The organism is Paenibacillus faecis (assembly GCF_008084145.1).
GTDB classification, from domain to species: domain Bacteria; phylum Bacillota; class Bacilli; order Paenibacillales; family Paenibacillaceae; genus Fontibacillus; species Fontibacillus faecis.
In genome coordinates, this window is record NZ_VSDO01000001.1 from 1,317,323 (window position 1) to 1,335,001 (window position 17,679).

At 52.2% G+C, this 17,679-nt stretch carries 17 protein-coding genes; 4 read left to right on the top strand and 13 right to left on the bottom strand.

Annotation, left to right across the window (positions count from 1 at the left end; genetic code table 11):
- Positions 1-55 precede the first annotated feature (55 nt).
- The 3 genes from FRY98_RS06020 to FRY98_RS06030 are packed head-to-tail and all read left to right on the top strand — an operon-like array spanning position 56 to position 3,230.
- Positions 56-1,363: an efflux RND transporter periplasmic adaptor subunit gene (locus tag FRY98_RS06020; protein WP_148450789.1), complete on the top strand. Its 1,308-nt coding sequence runs from the start codon at positions 56-58 to the stop codon at positions 1,361-1,363.
- The gene (locus FRY98_RS06025; RefSeq protein WP_148450790.1) at positions 1,360-2,061 is read left to right on the top strand and encodes an ABC transporter ATP-binding protein; all 702 of its coding nucleotides are present in this window, start codon (positions 1,360-1,362) and stop codon (positions 2,059-2,061) included. Before FRY98_RS06020 ends, FRY98_RS06025 begins: the two co-directional genes overlap by 4 nt.
- Positions 2,058-3,230: an ABC transporter permease gene (locus tag FRY98_RS06030; RefSeq protein ID WP_148450791.1), complete on the top strand. Its 1,173-nt coding sequence runs from the start codon at positions 2,058-2,060 to the stop codon at positions 3,228-3,230. The genes FRY98_RS06025 and FRY98_RS06030 overlap by 4 nt, the downstream gene beginning before the upstream one ends.
- 393 nt (positions 3,231-3,623) lie before the next feature.
- On the opposite strand, the gene FRY98_RS06035 is transcribed toward FRY98_RS06030, so the two are convergent.
- The 8 genes from FRY98_RS06035 to FRY98_RS06070 form a co-directional block, all read right to left on the bottom strand.
- On the bottom strand, positions 3,624-4,523 hold the full coding sequence (locus FRY98_RS06035) for an IS3 family transposase (RefSeq protein WP_249043332.1): 900 nt from the start codon (positions 4,521-4,523) through the stop codon (positions 3,624-3,626).
- 38 nt (positions 4,524-4,561) lie between these two features.
- Positions 4,562-4,882 carry a helix-turn-helix domain-containing protein gene (locus FRY98_RS06040; RefSeq protein ID WP_170287029.1) on the bottom strand — a complete coding sequence of 107 codons (321 nt, stop codon included), beginning with the start codon at positions 4,880-4,882 and terminating at the stop codon, positions 4,562-4,564.
- A gap of 389 nt (positions 4,883-5,271) precedes the next feature.
- On the bottom strand, positions 5,272-5,622 hold the full coding sequence (locus FRY98_RS06045) for a type II toxin-antitoxin system PemK/MazF family toxin (RefSeq protein WP_148450793.1): 351 nt from the start codon (positions 5,620-5,622) through the stop codon (positions 5,272-5,274).
- Between the two features lie 3 nt (positions 5,623-5,625).
- Positions 5,626-5,907, bottom strand: coding sequence for a CopG family ribbon-helix-helix protein (locus tag FRY98_RS06050; RefSeq protein ID WP_148450794.1), 282 nt, complete (start codon positions 5,905-5,907; stop codon positions 5,626-5,628).
- A 256-nt stretch (positions 5,908-6,163) separates the two neighbouring features.
- On the bottom strand, positions 6,164-7,348 hold the full coding sequence (gene alr, locus FRY98_RS06055) for an alanine racemase (RefSeq protein ID WP_148450795.1): 1,185 nt from the start codon (positions 7,346-7,348) through the stop codon (positions 6,164-6,166).
- A gap of 177 nt (positions 7,349-7,525) precedes the next feature.
- Complete coding sequence (locus tag FRY98_RS06060) at positions 7,526-8,656, bottom strand: outer membrane lipoprotein-sorting protein (RefSeq protein ID WP_148450796.1); 1,131 nt, start codon at positions 8,654-8,656, stop codon at positions 7,526-7,528.
- A 186-nt stretch (positions 8,657-8,842) separates the two neighbouring features.
- A complete protein-coding gene (locus FRY98_RS06065) occupies positions 8,843-9,109 on the bottom strand; it encodes a hypothetical protein (RefSeq protein WP_225040327.1) in 267 nt (88 codons plus the stop codon).
- Positions 9,110-9,188: 79 nt separating this feature from the next.
- Complete coding sequence (locus FRY98_RS06070) at positions 9,189-9,782, bottom strand: TetR/AcrR family transcriptional regulator (RefSeq protein ID WP_148450797.1); 594 nt, start codon at positions 9,780-9,782, stop codon at positions 9,189-9,191.
- A 93-nt stretch (positions 9,783-9,875) separates the two neighbouring features.
- Here FRY98_RS06070 and FRY98_RS06075 point away from each other — a divergent pair, with 93 nt between their 5' ends.
- Entirely contained in the window at positions 9,876-10,418 is a 543-nt protein-coding gene (locus FRY98_RS06075) for a hypothetical protein (RefSeq protein ID WP_148450798.1), read from the top strand.
- Between the two features lie 126 nt (positions 10,419-10,544).
- Here FRY98_RS06075 and FRY98_RS06080 read toward each other — a convergent pair whose 3' ends face one another.
- From FRY98_RS06080 to FRY98_RS06100, 5 genes are all read right to left on the bottom strand, one after another.
- Positions 10,545-11,756, bottom strand: coding sequence for an MDR family MFS transporter (locus FRY98_RS06080; protein WP_148450799.1), 1,212 nt, complete (start codon positions 11,754-11,756; stop codon positions 10,545-10,547).
- 213 nt (positions 11,757-11,969) lie between these two features.
- Positions 11,970-12,167 carry a hypothetical protein gene (locus tag FRY98_RS06085; RefSeq protein WP_148450800.1) on the bottom strand — a complete coding sequence of 66 codons (198 nt, stop codon included), beginning with the start codon at positions 12,165-12,167 and terminating at the stop codon, positions 11,970-11,972.
- Positions 12,168-12,361: 194 nt separating this feature from the next.
- Positions 12,362-14,134 carry a sensor histidine kinase gene (locus FRY98_RS06090; protein ID WP_225040329.1) on the bottom strand — a complete coding sequence of 591 codons (1,773 nt, stop codon included), beginning with the start codon at positions 14,132-14,134 and terminating at the stop codon, positions 12,362-12,364.
- A gap of 17 nt (positions 14,135-14,151) precedes the next feature.
- Positions 14,152-15,729 (bottom strand): response regulator transcription factor, encoded by a 1,578-nt coding sequence (locus FRY98_RS06095; protein ID WP_148450801.1) that lies wholly within the window; start codon positions 15,727-15,729, stop codon positions 14,152-14,154.
- A gap of 236 nt (positions 15,730-15,965) precedes the next feature.
- On the bottom strand, positions 15,966-17,645 hold the full coding sequence (locus FRY98_RS06100) for an extracellular solute-binding protein (protein WP_148450802.1): 1,680 nt from the start codon (positions 17,643-17,645) through the stop codon (positions 15,966-15,968).
- Positions 17,646-17,679 lie beyond the last annotated feature (34 nt).

A 17,679-nucleotide genomic window follows, 5' to 3' on the forward strand; every position in this document is an offset into this window, starting at 1 on the left:
ACTTGCCCCCTTAATATGAAGAGTGCCTAATATCAAGGAAAGCTGGAGTGATGGAATGAGAGCAAAGAGATGGCTATGGATCGGGCTCACGGCAGCCGCCCTTGCGGCAGTCGCTATAATTATCGTATTGAACTTACCGGATCGAAACATGGAATCGCCCTCCCCCGTCCAAAGCACGGCCAAGGCGGCCATGGGCGATATTACCGTCAGCGTTTCCGGATCCGGCTCGGTGATCGCTACGGACAGCGAAACGGTGCGGACCAAGGACGAAGGCAAAGTGAAGCAGGTGTTGGTCGAAGCCGGTGACGTCGTCAAGAAAGGACAAGTTCTGCTCACGTTTGAAGCGAATGATCTCACCGAGAATCTCGAATCGCAGCAAAGGAATCTGAAATCGCAGCAGTTGGATCTTCAGGACCTTCAGGAACAATTCAAACAAAAAGTCGCGGACGGCGGGACGGAGGAGGAGTTAACCTCCATTAAAAAGTCGATAGCCAAACAGGAGCTGAACATTCAAAGCACGGAAAAGGAAATCGCCTCGATTCGGGAAGATATGGCTGCCCCGGATCCGCTAACCGCTCCGATTGACGGAACCGTGACCACCGTCAACATCACGGCCGGGGAGCAAGCTAAGACCGGAACCGAATTGTTTGCGATCCATAATTATCAGGACCTCAGCGTTGCGATTCAGGTGGATGAGCTGGATATCCCCGAAGTAAAACCGGGACTGAAGGCTGCCGTTCAAATCGATGCGCTGCCCGATCAAACCTTTGAAGGCGAAGTTTCGGATATTGCCGACGAGGGGGTCGCCTCCAACGGGGTTTCCCTGTTTGACGTTACGATAAAGCTTCTGAAGACCGAGGGAGTTCGAGTCGGCATGTCCGCGGAAGCTACGGTGATGTTGGAGGAGAAAAAGAATGTGCTGACGCTTCCCATCGAAGCGGTTCAACAACGGGGCGAAAAATACATAGTCCTCCTGCCTTCCGGTTCCTCGAACGACGGCGGTAACGTGCGGGAGCAGACGGAAACCGGCGAACCGGCGGCGGATTCCGCGTCACCCACCGCCCGAAAAACGGGCGCTTCGGCCAATGGCCGGATGAAGGAAGTCCAGGTTGGAGCGCATAACGAAACCCGGATTGAGATCGTCAGCGGCTTGAACGAAGGAGACGAAGTCGTTATCCCCACCGTTCGGCCTTCCGGCAGCTCAACGGCCAATGAGCAAGCCGTCCCCGCAGGGATGGGCGGTTTCGGAAGCGGAGGCGCTCCAATGCCCGGCGGTATAGGTGGCGGCATGGGCGGCGGTATGCCCGGCGGCGGAAGCGGGATGCCCCGCAGCGGCGGTGGTGGCGGGGGTGGGAGAGAATGATAAGTTCGCCCCGGCCGCTAATCGAAGTGGATCGTCTGAGTCACGGCTATATCATGGCGGGAGAGAGGATACCCGTTTTGCAAAATATCTCCTTTCGCATTCATGACGGGGAATTTGTCGCCATTATCGGACCTTCCGGCTCCGGAAAATCAACCCTCATGAATATGCTGGGCTGTCTGGATGTCGCCGATGCGGGCGGCTACATGTTGGACGGACAGGACGTCCGTCAATTGTCCGATAACAAATTGGCGCAAATCCGCAATGAAAAAATAGGTTTTATTTTTCAGCAATATAACCTGCTGCCGAAACTCTCGGCCTATGAAAATGTGGAGCTGCCCCTGATTTACCGGAACATGCCGCACCGGGAGAGAAAGAAGGCGGTTGAGGCGGCGCTCCGATCGGTCGGTCTGGAGAACCGGATGCATAACCGCCCCTCCGCTCTGTCCGGCGGTCAACAGCAGCGCGTGGCCATCGCCCGCGCTATCGCCGGGAATCCTCCGATCCTGTTGGCTGACGAGCCTACAGGCGCGCTCGACAGTAAAACCGGTGCCGAAGTGATGGAAACGATCAAAGATTTAAACCGTAAAGGGCATACGATCATTCTTATCACACACGACCTTTCTATCGCAGAGCAAGCCAAGCGGGTTATCCGGATCATGGACGGCGAGATCGTCGAGGATCGGGGGGCCGCGGGATGAACCTGTACCAAAGCATCAAGATGGCCTTGAAAAGCATACTTGGGAACAAAGTTCGATCTTTTCTGACGATGTTGGGTATTATTATAGGCGTGTCGTCCGTGATCACCCTGGTCTCCGTCGGCCAAGGCACCACTTCGTCCATTACCGAACAGCTGGAAGGGCTCGGAACCGATCTGCTCACCGTCAATATCATGGGCCGGGGAGCGACGACGTCCCTAACCTACGCGGAGGTCAAAAGTTTGAGCGAAATTGAGGGGATCAAGGCGGTTTCTCCGGTCATCAACGGTTCCGCTACCGTAAAAAAGGGAACGATTAACGATACGTATACCATTGAAGGGATTACTCCCGCCTATGAGGAGGTTAAAGATTTTCATGTCCAAGCGGGTCGATATATTCTCGATATCGATAATGAATATCGCATGAAAGTGGCGCTTATCGGCACCGAGGTGGCCGGCGACTTTTTCGGAACCGACAACCCGGTCGGACAAACGCTGCAATTGAACGGATCCAGCTTTACCGTCGTCGGGCTGTTGGAATCGATCGGCACCAGCGCGACCGAGTCCAATGACGACAAAATTCTGATTCCCATCACGACCGCGGAACGATTTATGCAAACCCGGGGCATCCGTTCGATCACGGTCCAGGCGGAATCGACCGACCTGGTCGAGCGGACGCAGAGCCGGCTTGAAGCGTGGCTGAACGAGAAGTTCAAATCCGCCGACAACGCCTATACGATTTTCAACGCCCAGGAAATGATGGATACGCTGAACTCGACCACCCAGATGCTGTCCATGGCGCTCGGCGGGATCGCCGGGATTTCCCTCCTCGTCGGCGGAATCGGAATTATGAATATTATGCTGGTGTCCGTCAGCGAGCGGACGCGGGAAATCGGGGTTAGAAAAGCGATCGGGGCGAAAAAAAGGAACATTCTGCTCCAATTCATGATCGAGTCCACCGCCCTGAGCAGCTTCGGAGGCTTGATCGGCATAGGCATCGGGTACGGCGCTTGCGCTCTGATCAGCACTTATTCGACTTTAAGCGCCGACGTTTCGATCGCCGTTGTGCTCATAGCTTTTGGCTTCTCCTTGTTTATCGGCGTCGTCTTCGGCATGATTCCGGCCAACAAAGCCGCCAAGCTGAGACCGATCTATGCGCTGCGGAACGACTAGCCCGCGCCCGCCCAGATTGATATCACAATGAAAAAAGGCAGTGATTTTCTCGTTTTCAGAGGGAAATCATCGCCTTTTTTTCGCCTGAGGGGCCCGCGCACGCGACAAACTATCCCCCGTCAGATAACCTTGATAACATAGAATTCCTGCATATGTGCATGTTTTTTTCTTGTTTGGGGCAAAAATTTCAAAATTCCTGCAAATCTGCAGGAATTTTCGACGAAACCGGCTCGTTTCTCTAAAATCGCTGGAAATGCCTGCAAATTTGCATCTTTTTTCGCAATCCCCTCGGGGATCGCCTTAAATACCTGCAGATTCGGCGAGGCCCCCTTATTTCGGAGTCCTACCCTACAATGTTTATGAATTCACAGGATTGCTCCTTATTCTGCCGTATTACACCGCTCTATGAAAGGCAGAGGTGTCTTTCAGTGTCCTCACCCATATTGAGAACTTCGCTGGAGACATTTTTCTTAAGTTACCGTGAATTTTTCGGTTGTTGTAAAAGTCCATGTATTGGTCTAGTGCCTCATAAGCTTCATCCAGGGTCATAAAGTCCCTCCGGCTAAACAGATGGCGCTCCAGGACGCTGTGAAACGACTCAATGTAGGCGTTCATATTGGGGGACCGTGGCGGAATACGCTCATGAATAAGATCCAAGCTTTCACAGGTATCCCCAAATAGCTTGCTAACGAACTGTGGACCATTGTCTGTACGAACCACCGGCATGGGCTCGCCGGGCTCTATACGGTCTTGCAAGGCATACCAGAAGGTTTGGACGACTTGTTTAGCTTCGCATACCGGGCCTCTATACTGCCCTACTACCATTCGGTCAAACACATCTATAATGCTGAGTATAAAAAAGAACCGGTTCTGCCCGATCGCGTATCCGTATTTAATGTCCATTTGCCAAAGTTGGTTTGACCCCGTTATAACTCGATTTCTCGGTAATCTGCGGGGGTGAGAGCGTAGGCGCTTTCTAGGTTTCTGCAATATGTCTAACTCTTGGCAAAGTCGATAAGACTTCTTTTTGTTGAAGATGAGATCATACTTATCTCGAAGGGATTGGGCTAGAAACTTATAACCATAGACAAACTCTTCTCCTTCAAGGAGTTCGAGCAGCCATTCTTTAATTTGTGCGTCGCTAACTTTCTCACCTGTAGTCGTGTATGAGTATCCCGGCACAGGGCGCCCTGCACGGCTTTCGGTTGGACGTTCTTCGCCTTTTTCTGCCGACTGGGCGAGTCGCTTTTTACGGTAATACGTTGATTCTGACAACCCAAGAATGCGCAGCACAACAGCTGCCGGTTCCCCCCGCTTAATGAATGGGTCGGCTATTTCAAATTTTTCAGATAAGCGGGGTTTTGCTTTTTTAGCAGCTCTCGCAAAATTTCGATTTCGAGTTCTTTTTCACCAAGGACCTTAACGGCCTTTTGGTAGCGTTGCTCTACCTCCTGCAGGCGTTGCAACTCTTGAACATGTTCGTCTGCCGCAGGAATTTCTTCAGGCGAAATAGAGTCCCGATGATCTCGAATCCAACTACGGACAGTCTCAGGGTGGACGTCGTACATTCGAGCCAATACCCCCACCTTAACACCTGCCATCGCTTCTTTCACAACTTTTAAACGTTTTTCTTCATTCAACCTTTTTCCCATACCGATCATCTCCCTTTGTCCTAAGTTTAAATTATTGGGCAGGGAGACTCCAGTTTAATTAGGGGGCCTTAGAGGATTTGCATCTTTTTGGAGTTGGAAGCTTGGAAGCACGCTAGGCGCCTCTTTGTAGGTGACGTATCACTTCGATTAGCCGTTAAACCACCTTTTCCTTTCGTTATACAACATAGTAGCTTGAACACCCCTATGATAACGACCGTATCGGGTTGGTTTGTTGCTATAAGCATCACTACACCACCCGCATAGCAGATGGCTTGCTGTTTCGCACGCTTCGCGAGCTCCACTGGCTAAAGCCACGAACAAAAAACGCCCCGAACGAGTTGTTCGAAGCGTCCGACCCGAGCTTGACGCCGTCTTCTCGGGCGATATGTTTAAAAGTCAATTAAACCAAGACTAATGAGCAAAGCGTCGTTCACCTTTTTCATCGTCTCGTCGTCTAAATGCGTAATTTTGTCGGTTAATCTCTGTTTGTCAATCGTACGGATCTGTTCCAGCAAGATAACGGAATCCCGATCAAACCCATGCGTTGCCGCCTCAATTTCGACATGCGTCGGCAGCTTCGCCTTTTGGATTTGTGCGGTAATGGCAGCAACGATCGCCGTCGGGCTGAATCGGTTGCCGATATCGTTCTGGATAATAAGCACCGGTCTCACCCCGCCTTGCTCAGAACCTACTACAGGGGAGAGGTCTGCAAAAAAAACGTCGCCGCGCTTTACGATCAATAGTTACACCCCGCTTACTAGGCGGTCCAGAGTGCTGTCTGCATCTTCCTCCGCATGGAACGCTTCAGAGGCCATGGACAGATTGATCTTCGCCATCTCCATATAGCCGCGCTGCATCGATTCGCGGATAAACCGCTTCTTCCGCTCGTTCAGATACAGCTTCATAGCCTGCCTGATCAGCTCGCTGCGATTGGAATTCTCCATCGCCACGATTCCATCCACTTCCTGCAAAAGATGATCCGGTAAACTAATCATGATTCTTTTGGTGTTATGCATATTGGCCATCTTTAACTTCCACCCCCAAAACCTTGTCGACCCTGATCCCTTGACCCTGTGATACAGTATAGCATTATCCAAGGAAATATATACAAAGAAAATATATGCCGTGAGTATATCAAGTATGCTGCATATCATTATAAACAAAAATGACATTACCGTACATACCTGAGTCATTTCCATTGTTTACTCATTCGATAGACTAGGCATAAATTCCTTCACCCGGGAAAAAAGTTTTGTAGGTTTTTGTCAACCTGCGTAATGATTAGGTCGATAGAGGGTTGACAAGTATATCAGGCGCCCCCGAACGGGTGTATAAGCGCGGAACCCGATGGGCCAGCATGCATATCAGTTCGTAGTGGATAGTTCCCATGGCGGAGGCCAGTTCATCCGCGGATATTTGTCCCCCGGACTGCTGACCGATGAGTACAACCTCCTCGCCGGCTTGGATTTCTTTGGCTTCATCGGCCAAAGGTTCTAGCGATACCATACATTGGTCCATACAAATTTTTCCAATCACAGGAACGCGGTGTCCGCGTATCAATACTTCCGCCTTGCCGTCGAGCATACGGGAATATCCGTCCGCATAACCGATCGGGAGCGTTCCGATCCGTTCCGCCCGTCTCGTCACATACTTCGCACCGTAACTGACGGCGGAGGCCGGCGGCAGCGTTTTAACCCAAACCACGGCGCTCTTCAGCGACAGGATCGGCTTAAGCTTCACGCTTTGATGGCTGACTTGTTCGGACGGATACAGCCCGTATAGAGCGATGCCGATTCTTACCATTTGGCAGGAAAGGTCCGGCAAATCAATGGCGATGGCGCTGTTGCCCGTATGTATAATCGGGATTTGGACTCCAAGTTCCCCCAGGGCGGACACCACGTCCTGAAACCGCTGATACTGCTCCAATGTATAGCTTTTGTCTTCTTCATCCGCCGTAGCATAGTGAGTAAACAGCCCCTCAACTTCCAGCTGAGGCATTTCGAGCGCTTGACGAATGAAGGCAACCGCTCCTTCCCCGGGAAGCAAACCAAGGCGTCCCATACCGGAGTCGATTTTGATATGGACCTTTAGCTTATGCGGAAAATCGGAAGGGTCGAGCGCCGAGATCGCCTCAAGCACTTCTGCGCTGAAAACATTCAGCGTAATGTCGTGCTCCCACGCAGTTCTAACACCGTGCGGAGGCGTGTATCCAAGTACGAGTATGGGCAGGGTTATCCCCGAACGCCGGAGTAAGAGCGCCTCATCCAAAAACGCGACGCTGAGATAATCCGCCCCGTAACGTTCAAGTTCGCGCGCGATCATAACGGCGCCGTGCCCGTAGGCATTGGCTTTGACGCAGCCCATAAATTTCATGCCGGCCGGCAGATTTCGCCGCAGCTCCGTGTAGTTGGAATACAGTGCATCCAGGTCTATGACTGCTTGGGTTGGCCGATACTTCACTTGCACTTTAAGTCACCTTCTCTAATGATTGAAAGTCCATGCTGAAACAATACACTTATCGTAATGTTCCGGGGAGCGGCTGTCAAATCCGGTGGAAGGTGAGATGAAGAAAGAGGCGAATAGACGGGTCAGGGGAACTTTTCATCTTCTCCCCGACAACCGTTAATCCGCCTGCCGTAATCCTTATTTACCCGTTTGATCCTGCATAGAAGCGGCGATTTTCACCATCTCCGGCACGGGCAAATTGTCGCTCGTAATCCGGAATTCCAAACCGTCCACCGTCCATGTCAAGGTTTGAAGCTCTTCGCCGGTCAGCAGCCCGGCCGTAAACCCGAGATCGATCACTTCGCCCGGGACGAGAGATGTCGTACGATCGGGAGACCGGGATTCGGAAAGCGTAAATTGGTATGTACCGTCATAACGCAGCAGCACCATGCTCCGTTCGCTGTCCTCCACAATCTTATCGTCCTGAGGCACAACACCGTCAGGCAGGTAGGTGGGGATAATGACTCCAAACGGATCGGACAACGCCGGAAGCGCCTTCTCCACCGTTCCGTCTCCCGCTTCCCCCGCGGCCGCATCCGTTGAAGGCTGGTTGTCCTCGGCCTTCTCCTCGGGAGTCTTTTCCACCAACATCCCGTTCTGATCCACTTCCAGCAGCGTTCCTTGAGCGTCCTTAGCCGCCGTATCCAAGTTGTGCTGCATATCGAAAGAGTTGTTGTCGAATTTGGTGTTGAAATCGAACTTGTCAAACTTCACCTCAACGACAACCTTCGCTTGCGCATCGGAGACCTGTACTTGTTTCGGGGCGTAATTGTCCTTTGCCAGCCAGATTTTTTGCCGAACCAGCGAATGCGTGTTGTAGTTGGCGGCCACTTCGAAAACATAGTCGTCCTTATCGGCCACGAATTGACGGGAATTATCGCTCAGGATGCTGCGTACCAGAGTCTGGTACAAATACACCTGCCCCTGATTTTCCGGCCAATCGCTTTGAAAACGGAAGCTCTTGTTCAAACTCGGCGTCAGAACGTACACGCCCTGCTCGTTGCGGAGCACAATTTGAGTTATGTCCTTTTCCGCATTGGTGAGCGCAATCCGGTAAAAGGACGGATTTTGATACCACACCTCGACCTTGTACTCCTGGGGTTTGTCACCGGTAAACAGTGTCATGGTCCCCGAGCCCTGATAACTTTCCAATTTGGTAACCACTTTGTCCAAATCCTTGACGACGCCGGCGGCATCTTTTTTCCCGCATGCGGCCAGTACGATGCTTACTACGATGAATATCGTCAGCATCCTTGCGATCCGACGCATGAGATCATCCCCTCTGCAGTTTGATTTCTTAAACTGATACATGTCTATGTGGGAACTTGGCCGATTATGCAGACGAGTTCCTGCTTGGCCCGCCGCCGGGGACAGGCGTTAAGACAGGCTCTCCCATTTCATCATGGCGAGACGCGAAAACCCGGCCGGATTGTATCCCGGCCGGGTTTCCACTTGTTATAATCTTCTTAATCTCCTGCGTCTCGGTCTTCTGTCTAGCAGAATAATCGCCAGCAAGTCGAACAGCACCAGCGGCAAAATAGCCGGAGCGAATGCGGCATGCGCCTTGCTGCTCCGCGGATGAAGGGATTCTGTCTTTAAGTAGAGCTTGCCGCTCTTCACCTCTTCGACCGTGCCGTACAAAACGGCTCCGGTTTTGGTTTTAATCCGCACCCGTTTTCCGACATAGCGGAGGGCTCGTTTCATCTTGGCCTGCAGCGTCAAGGTTCTTCACCTCCTCCGGATCTTGACACAGTATACGCGCCGGACCGGGAGAACGCTTGGACCCTAGTTTAGCGGATCGCTAAGAAGAGAACAGACAGACGGATGACAGATGGCTTTTCAGGACGGCCTTAATTTGACTCCGGTCAAGTCTGCCGGGCTCCAGCATGGCGTGCAGCGCCAAACCGTCCACCAAGGCGTACAGTTTCTCGACTTCTAAATCCAGATGGATATCCGGCTTAAGTAAATCCAGCTCCTGCAGTTGGTGAATAATGATCCGGATCATATTCCGGATTCCGTCGAAACCGGCGTCAAACCGCTCCCTTTGGTGGCTGTAATGGGCGGTAAATACAAACCACACCTCCATTTCCGCCCGCGTCTGCTCATCGGTAGGCACGATTTCCATCAGCATCCCCAGCACCTTCTCCTTCGGAGGAAGTTCCTGATTGGCAATGGTCAAGATGCGCTCGCCCGCCCTCTCTTTTACCAGAGTCATAGCGTATTGCAGCAAGCTCTCCTGGGAGGGAAAATCGTTCCGGAGCGATCCCGGCGAAATATTGGCCTCCCGGGCGATATTTCTTACGGTCGCGCCACTCATCCCGTCCCTCAAAATCACCCGCCATGTCGCTTCGGCGATTTTTTGTTTTCTTTGGTCATGATCGATTTGTTTCGGCATAGCCTCATTTTATCAAAAAAGTTCCTTGTGGACATTTATTTAGTACAACTGTATTATAAAAATTAAATATTTATATTTTGGAAGGAGTATACAATGAATTTCGTAGCCTGGATGATTGTTGCCTGTGAGATTGCGTTTTGGGTTGTTATCGCAGCCGGGCTCCTTGCCCGCTATGTCTTGAAATTGCCCAAACTCGGACTTATTCTGCTCGCGTTAACCCCTGTCGTGGATCTGGTTCTCCTGATCATCACCGGCCTGGACCTGTATCGCGGCGCCACAGCGACTACGGCCCACGCCATCGCCGCCGTTTACATCGGCGTTTCCGTCGCTTACGGCAAAAGCATGATCCAATGGGCCGACACCCGATTTCGCTACCATATCGCCAAACAGCCGGAGGCCAAACCCGTCAAACGGTACGGCACGGATTTCGCCAAGCATTACCTGAAGGGATTTTTCCGGCATATCCTGGCGTTTCTCATCGGGGCAGGACTCCTTGCCGGTCTAGTCTATTGGATCGACGACCCGACTCGGACGGAAAAATTAATGGACGTTCTGCGAATTTGGGGGGCCGTTCTGGGCATAGACTTCCTGATTACCTGCAGCTACTTTATTTGGCCGAAACCGGCAAAGCCGTAACCAAAGACAAAAAGCCCGCTTCCGGAGAATACATACCGGACGGCGGGCTTTCCTGCGATCGCAGATCATTTCAACTCAAGTCCTCTAAATTTGGAAAAGGGGATTCACTTACATTTTTGGCCCCCCTCACTCCTTTCCTTCAGGCAAATGTTTGCGGGCCAGGAGGAGAAACGGAAGACCGAAGGCCGTAGTCAAGGCTATAACAGCGAATATCGGGATCGCATGGTTCGCTCCAAATCCGTTCAGCAGAAAACCGCCAAGCAACGGAGCCAGTACATTCCCAAGGTTGTTGAAGCCGAACATTCCGAAATAAGTGCCCCGCAGTTCCGGACTGGCGATCCGGTCCACCAGCACATCCGTCATCGTGAACATCAACACTTCCCCGATCGTAAATACGACGACGCCGAGCATCATGGTCCATAGGTAAGGAAAGAGGCCGAACATCAGCAAACTGCAGGCTACGCATAAATTTCCCGCGATTAACGGCACCATCGGCGAGAAACGGCCGGCGAAGCGGACAAGCGGATATTGAACAGTCAGTACGACCACCGCATTCAAGGACAGCATGTAGCCGAACCATTTCGCCCCGTCCGTGAAATGCGGGCTTAACTCCATATATTGGGCCAGCGTCGAGCTGAAATGCCCGTACCCCAGCACGCAAAAGATCATCCCGATCAGCACATAGACGAAAGTACGGTCCTTGCCGGTCACCCGCAGCGCTTCGGTTAAGGTTAAAGGATCCCTGCTTTCCCCGCTGACCCCGCCGATATGTTTGTGTCCCAGAAACTGAAAGACGAGCACCGCCCCATAGCAAAAATATACGAGGCCCGCGATGTAAAAGGCGCCCCCCGAGTGGGAGGAGCCCATCTGCAGCCCTAAAATCGGTCCGGCCACCACCCCCAAATTGATAGCGGCATACCGCAGGTTGAAAACGAGAAGTTTACTTTCCTGAGGAGTAATGTCGGCCAATAACGCCCGGGAGGTCGGTTCAAACATGGCCCGGCAGAGTCCGTTCAGCGCATTGATAATGAAGAACAACCAGATTCGATCGGCCAGCGCAAAACCGACAAAGACGAGCGCCCAGCCGAAGATGGAGATGAACAGCACTTTTTTTCGGCCGATGACATCCGAAATGTAGCCGCCGTAGAAACTGGCAAACACACCGATCAGCGAACTGACCGCAACGACGACGCCGGATTCTAACGGGGTTGCGCCGAGCCTGCCGATCAGATAAATAGAGAGGAAGGGAATGCTCATGGACGTGGCCATTCTGCCGAAAATCGTTCCAATAATAATGGTCCAGGATAGCGGGTGGATCTGTCTCAGGTTCGCGGTCATACACTTGTCGCCTTTCTTGATGCGGATTTACTCATTCTATGTAAAGAAACTATTGGACTATTAAACCCGAGAAGTCATTTTCTGTCAAGGTTGAGGCGAAGACGCTGCGATTCCCGTCCCTCGAACAAAAAAACCAAGACCGGCCGTTTGCTTGGAAACGGCTGTCTTGGGCAGGGGGAACCATGTTAGGAAGGGTAAAACTAAGTTATCCGGTTAGACCGATCTCGGCAGAGACAAGCGTTTTGACTCGGAAGTCTGGCGCTCCCGGTTGCTTTTCATTTTTTCCTGCAATATCTCCTGGAAGCTTAGCGGGGAGTCTTTGCCCTCGCTCTTCTTAGCCTGACTCATCACGGAAGTTCTGGGATATTGGGAATGATAGGGTACCGGGCTATGTACACTGCTGAGATTCATATCGTTAAAACTCCTTTATGAATAAGGTTCGGGTCATCCTCTTTCCGATTCGGATCACTATCGATCGTTTACCCGCTTCTCCGGAGTTATAAACAAGCTTTTCATAAAACAGGAAGATAGTTTCAGTTTTAGGACCCTTGGCCTTTCGGAAAAAGGAGTGCGGTCCTCAGCGTCAAGTCCCTTCCCCTTTGGTCCTAGTCCGTGCGCCTTTGGGCGGGGATCACGATTCGAACGGTTGTGCCGATCCCCGGCCGGCTTCCGATCGTAACGCCGTAGGCGGATCCAAAATGAAGCTGAATCCGGCTGTGTACATTTCGGATGCCAAACCCGGTGTTAAGCCCCTCCACCGGATCAAAAATTTGTGCAATCCGCTCGAGGGACATTCCGACGCCGTCATCGATCACCTTAAAAACGATGCGCTCCCCCTCCAGGCGTCCCGAGATGCGAATATGAATGGAGTTTCCGAACCAGGCATGCTCCAGAACATTTTCGATAAAAGGCTGCAAAATCAGTTTCACGGTAACGTAGTTCAAAATTTTCGGATCGATATCGTAAAAGACATGAACCGCCTCGCCGAACTTGGTTGTCTGAATGTTCATATACGCCTTAACCTGTTCCAATTCGCTGTGAATCGGGATCACGGTCCTCCCCTCATTGAGGGAAAGGCGGTAAAACTTCGCCAAATCCAACACCATCCGCTGGAGCTTGTCGATCTCGCCGAATTGGGCCAACCGGCTGATGGAAGACAATGTATTGTACAAAAAGTGCGGGTTGATTTGGGCCTGCAGCGACTCGAGCTCCGCCTCTTTCTTTTCGATCTGCGTCATGTACACCTGCTCGATCAGATGATCGATATTTCGGCCCATCTCATTCAATGCGTTGGCGATTTGGGAAAATTCGTCCTTGCCCCGATATCCCATCCGCTTGTGCAGTTCCCCTTCGCGAAACGCGTTCAGCACGAACACGATTTTGTTCATCCGGATGGAGAAATACCGCGAGATGAACATCCCCGCAAAGGTAAATACGATCAGGCACAGCAGGCAGATCAGAATGACGAACATGCGCACCTTCGCGGAATCCCGCTCCATGATCGTCAGCGGCACGTAGGCCGTCAAGTCCCAGCCTTGTCTGCCGACCGACTCGCGGATCGTCAGAAACTCGCGCTCTCCCCCGTTGGCATCGGCTTCACGGCCTTCACCGGGAATCGTTCCCGATCGGTGCAGCACCGCCCCGGTTTCGTCATGGATAATCAGGCCGCTCCCGTCCCCGATTTTTTTATAGTCCAGCCCCTGGAACAGCTCCTCCGTACTCACACTGATCCGCATAAAACCGACTTCCTTCAAATCCAGCGGACGTTGACTGTCCACCAGGCGGCGCAGCAGAGAGATCCGGCTGAAGTCCGCATCGCGCTCCACCTTTCTCCACAGCATCGTCTCCCCGTATTTTTCCGGCGGAAAGTCCCGGTGCCAAGCCTTGTTCTCTATACGCTTTAAATGATAGAGATTATAATTCCGTTCGAGCAGATCCGGATTTTCGCGGTCAAAAGAACCGTAGTACACCTCCGGCAGCGTATCGTTGGCCAGAAACAGGTACATCGCGATATTCAATCCCGTTGCATTCACGGCGATGGCGAATTTCGGCATGATGATCTTCGTCGTCCGCTCGTAGCTGTCCCAGCCTTCTTCATAGCTCCGCAGCTGGATGACCAGGGAGTAATCGTTATACAGCATGGAGGAGATGCGCTCTACGTCGGCCATCTTGAATTCGATATTATCCTTCATCTGTACAAGCGTCCCTTGAATGGAATTTCTCGTCTGGTCCCGGATGGATTCCTGGTACATCGCATTCGAAAAATAGCCGATCGCAAGGACCGGCAAAATAATAAACACCATATATGTGATCATTAACTTGTAGCCGAAAGGAATGTATTTCGGTTGTTTCGGTGCTGCATCCGCGGCCGGTTTCATGTTTCGTTCCCTCCGTCCTACTCGCGCTTTCGGCACTCCATCGGGGTCATGCCGAACGTCTCCTTGAACTGCCGGCTAAAATACGGGATATATCGGTATCCGACCTGATCCGCGACCTCGTAAATTTTCAGGGACGGATTCTTGAGCAGTTCGCGCGCCCGCTCCATCCGCATGCCGATCAGCGTTTCGCTGAAACTTTTGCCGACCTCTTCCTTGAACAGATGCCCCAAATAGTTGGGCGAGAACGAAAACTGCTCGGCAATGTCCTTTAAGGTCAAGTTCTCCTGCATGCGCTCCCGCATCGTTTTCAAAATTTCACGAATCAGCCGGCTGTTTTTGGAGTTCGCTTTGATCCGCATGATTTCGGAAATTTCAAACACCTTGCGGACCAGCCACGAACGGATATCCCCGACCATTTCAAACTGGAGCACCACATCCAGGCTGTGAAGTTCCATGCCGAGCATTTCGAACAGATCCTCATCCAGGGCGTGCAAATAATGGTCCAGCTTAAAAACGATGTACATCGCCAGATTATAAATCGTAAATTTGGATCGAAGCGAAGAGACGGATTTGAACAGATTCTCGATCTCATCGTGAATGAGGACCAGATCGTAATTGGCCATCGCCTTAAACAACGCATCCAGCCTTAGATCCAGCGTTCGCGCGTCGCTAAGCTCCGGAGCCTGCTGCACATCCTCGTATTTAATGACCTGCCCACGGCCGAAAAACATCTTTCCCTCCAGCGCCTCCAACGCTTGCCTGTAGGATTCATGGATGCGGGAAAGATCCGGTACCTGCTGGCCCAGCCCGATCGTCAAGGAAAGAGACGCCTTGGCGTCCACCGCGCCGCATAGCTCGTCAACGCAGGCTCTGAGCCTTTCGCCATGCAGGAGGATGCCGATCCGCTGCCGGGACAGCTTGCAACTGTGGGTAAATCCATAGCCAAGCAGCACCTCGTTGATCTGCGTCAAGCTCATTTCCAAGTGATGCAGGGCCGCTTCCGCATTTCCCGGCTGCAGCCACTTCAAATCATCGATTTCCAGTACGGCCGCCTGCAGCGGCGCACTTAAACGATCCATGCCAAAGGAAGCCGCGAGCTCGCCAAACTCCTCAGCCTTGGCAAGGGCCAGCTCCCCTTCCAGCAGCCGGACGAGGAAGTCGTTCTTCGCCATCGGCTTGAGGTGAAGGTACTGTTTCTCCGCTGCTTTGCGGCGTTCCTCTTCGGCAAGCTCCTCGGTAATCCGGCGCAGGGAGGAAATCAGCTCGTCATCCTCCATGGGTTTTAACACGTAGCTGCACGCTTTCAAGGAAAGCGCCTGTTTCACATAGTTGAAATCCTGGTAACCGCTTACAAAGATCACTCGGACTTCCGGTTTTTTCTCGATCGCGATCCGGGCCAGTTCCAGCCCTGACATATTCGGCATGTTTACGTCCGTGACCAGAATATCGACCGGCTCCCGCTCCATAACCTCGCAGGCTGCAAAGCCGTTGTTCACGGCACCGACGACCTGGAGCCCCAGGTCGGACCAGGGGATAAACCGCTTCATCCCCTCCAAATCCAACAGTTCGTCATCCGCCAGCAAAACTTTATACATGAGGTAAACTCCTTTTTTCAGAGGGAATCCATCCATAAACGTTATGCCCGAACTTGATCATTAGACACTTTGATTGCAGTGCGCTGCCCTTCCCCAACGCAATTCTTGAATTCAATCTAATATAATACTAAATTCTTCCCTCCCGACAAAAATCCCTCCCTGTGAGATGGAGGTACCCCGCACCCGCAAAACGGCGAAAAGAGGGTCCCCGGATAACCGGTTTCCCTCGATTCGCATCAGTTCCCGTTAATCTGCTTCAGGTTTTCCTGCCATTTGGCCGCGTAGAAATCCAACACCTTTTGGAAGCCGGCCGCCATCGTGTCTTCGTGAGCCTGGTCAAGAATCGCCAGCGCTTCCTCGTCCGTCTTCGCATACAAGGTTTGGGCCCGGACCTTCAGCCAAATGTCTTTGGCCCGTTGGAACGAGATCCCCTCTTCGCTGTCCGGCATCGGGAAGAGGTTAATAAATTCCGTGGCGTCGCCTTGCGTTTTCCACGTAATCTCATATTGCCAGTATGTCGACCAGTTCCGTTCATTTTCGGGGAGGGTCGCTTCATATTTCCCCTTGATATCGTCGACATAAACGGTGTTGCCTACCCACATTAACGGGTCCATCTTCGTCTGATGCTCCGCGAGCGCCTCTTTCTCCGTCGTATACTTCTCGGTGAATTTCGGCGTTTCCCCATCGGCTTCAAGACCGTTCCAATATTCGCCTTCCACGCCCCACATTTGCAATCTCATTCCTTCCGGACCGGTATACCAGTCCAGGAAAGCGAAAATCGCTTCCGGGTTTTTGGCGCTCGTGGTGATGACCGCGGCGTTCCATCCCAGCTTGTTGTAAGTCCCCGGATAAATTTTGTTCTTATCCAGCCCTTCCTTATGAATCGGCCAAATCATAAAATAACCGCCGTTCGGATCTTTTTTGGTCAGTTCGGCATGGGCCTGCATCGCATATACGGTCGGGTTGGTCGAGACGTAGACGGCGACTTTGCCGTTCATCAGCTTCTCCTGCACCTGATCGCGCGTCTGTGTCATGGCGTCCTGGGTCATCAGTTTTTCCCGGAACAGCTTGGCGGCGTACACCACCGATTCGCGGAACGGCTCATCTTTATAAATAGAAGTCATTTTATCGCCATCCGGAACGGCGAAATAACGGGTAAAGCTCAAATTGTTCTCTTTGAAGGCGGAATAGATTTGATCCAGGCCGTGGCCTTCGCTGGCAATGTCCGTTTCCAGCGGAATGACATCCGGATATTTTTCCTTGACCATCTTCAAGTAGGCGTACAGATCATCCGTCGTTTCCAGCTTCGGTTTCCCCAACTCGTCATATATTTTCTTGTTGACGACCCAGCCGGCATTCCCGTTCGGACGGTTCGTGTACCAGTTCGGGAATTGATAAATTTTGCCGTCCGGCGAGCGGAGCATGTTCAGCGCCTTGGGGTCGAGCCATTTTTTCAGATTCGGATATTTCTCGATGTAATCGTCCAGCGGAACGAGCATACCCGCCTCGCGCATTCTTTCCACGTCCGCGCCGCGTTCGCCCCAAATGACGTCCGGCAGTTCGCCCGAAGCGATCATCGTATTCAGCTTCTGGACGTTATTCCCTCCGTTCGGCACTTCCGTCACGGTCACCTTCTTGTTCTCCTGAATCCAGGCTGTCGTTTTGTCCGCTCCCCATTTCGGCATCGTGTACCAGTCATAATTGCCAAACAGCGTAAATTCAAGCGGTTCCTTCCCCAACTCGTACAAGCCGGACTCTTCGGATTTCGGCGCATTTCCCTGCCCCGTATTGTTCTCACCGGTTTGAGGCGCCTTGTTAGCGGGGGCCTTGCCCGAGCCGCCCGAGCATCCCGCGATCATGGCCATCACCGTCAACAGAGCGATCATGCCGACAAACAGCTTTCTTCTTTTCTTCATTCGCTGTGATCCCCTTTCCCTTCCATAATATATA

What these genes read in the sequence shown, in the direction of transcription:
- FRY98_RS06020 (WP_148450789.1), top strand. Translation starts at nt 56, where the DNA reads ATGAGAGCAAAGAGATGGCTATGGATCGGGCTCACGGCAGCCGCCCTT.
- FRY98_RS06025 (WP_148450790.1), top strand. Translation starts at nt 1,360, where the DNA reads ATGATAAGTTCGCCCCGGCCGCTAATCGAAGTGGATCGTCTGAGTCAC.
- FRY98_RS06030 (WP_148450791.1), top strand. Translation starts at nt 2,058, where the DNA reads ATGAACCTGTACCAAAGCATCAAGATGGCCTTGAAAAGCATACTTGGG.
- FRY98_RS06040 (WP_170287029.1), bottom strand. Translation starts at nt 4,882, where the DNA reads ATGGGAAAAAGGTTGAATGAAGAAAAACGTTTAAAAGTTGTGAAAGAA.
- FRY98_RS06050 (WP_148450794.1), bottom strand. Translation starts at nt 5,907, where the DNA reads ATGGCCAATATGCATAACACCAAAAGAATCATGATTAGTTTACCGGAT.
- FRY98_RS06060 (WP_148450796.1), bottom strand. Translation starts at nt 8,656, where the DNA reads ATGCGTCGGATCGCAAGGATGCTGACGATATTCATCGTAGTAAGCATC.
- FRY98_RS06070 (WP_148450797.1), bottom strand. Translation starts at nt 9,782, where the DNA reads ATGCCGAAACAAATCGATCATGACCAAAGAAAACAAAAAATCGCCGAA.
- FRY98_RS06075 (WP_148450798.1), top strand. Translation starts at nt 9,876, where the DNA reads ATGAATTTCGTAGCCTGGATGATTGTTGCCTGTGAGATTGCGTTTTGG.
- FRY98_RS06080 (WP_148450799.1), bottom strand. Translation starts at nt 11,756, where the DNA reads ATGACCGCGAACCTGAGACAGATCCACCCGCTATCCTGGACCATTATT.
- FRY98_RS06085 (WP_148450800.1), bottom strand. Translation starts at nt 12,167, where the DNA reads ATGAATCTCAGCAGTGTACATAGCCCGGTACCCTATCATTCCCAATAT.
- FRY98_RS06090 (WP_225040329.1), bottom strand. Translation starts at nt 14,134, where the DNA reads ATGAAACCGGCCGCGGATGCAGCACCGAAACAACCGAAATACATTCCT.
- FRY98_RS06095 (WP_148450801.1), bottom strand. Translation starts at nt 15,729, where the DNA reads ATGTATAAAGTTTTGCTGGCGGATGACGAACTGTTGGATTTGGAGGGG.
- FRY98_RS06100 (WP_148450802.1), bottom strand. Translation starts at nt 17,645, where the DNA reads ATGAAGAAAAGAAGAAAGCTGTTTGTCGGCATGATCGCTCTGTTGACG.